We start from the raw sequence: 692 nt of genomic DNA, 5'->3' as shown, positions 1-692 counted from the left end.
TGCGGCCGCCGGTCCAGGTGCGGGCGGCAGGCCAGCAGCGCCTTGGTGTAGGCGTCCTGCGGCGCGTCGAAGATTTGCTGCACGCTGCCCTGTTCGCGGATTTCGCCGTGACGCATGACGATGACTTCGTCGGCGAACTCGCCCACCACGCCCAGGTCGTGGGTGATGAACAGCACCGCCATATCGTGTTTCTTCTGCAGGTCCGCGATCAGTTGCAGGATCTGCTTCTGGATGGTCACGTCCAGCGCGGTGGTGGGTTCGTCGGCAATCAGCAGCTTGGGTTCGCAGGCGATGGCCATCGCGATCATCACCCGCTGCTGCTGGCCGCCGGACAGCTGGTGCGGGTAGCTGTCCACCTTGCTTTCCGGTTCCGGCAGGCCCACTTCGCGCAAGAGTTCGATCGCGCGCCGGCGCGCGGCGCGGCGGCCCAGCTTGGCGTGCAGCATCAAGGCTTCCATGATCTGCTCGCCCACGCTGAACACCGGGTTCAGCGAACTCATCGGCTCCTGGAAGATCATCGCGATGTCTTTGCCGCGCAGCGCGCGCATCTCGGCGCCGCCGGCCTTGAGCAGATCCCGCCCTTGCAGCAGGATCTGGCTGTCCGGGTGGATGCTGGCGTGCTGCGGCGACAGCAGGCGCATGATGGCCATGGAGGTCACCGATTTGCCGGAGCCGGATTCGCCCACCAAGGC

Annotated in this window: 1 protein-coding gene; it reads right to left on the bottom strand. The window is 66.2% G+C overall.

What is annotated here, in order from left to right; translation table 11 throughout:
- Positions 1–692: ATP-binding cassette domain-containing protein (locus ACODRW_RS24275; RefSeq protein ID WP_488906917.1), on the bottom strand; the 692-nt coding region annotated here is incomplete at both ends.

It is taken from the genome of Chromobacterium sp. FG89 (assembly GCF_057808735.1).
The sequence above is the reverse complement of the archived record's forward strand: the minus strand, read 5'-3'. Positions and strand labels throughout refer to the sequence as shown.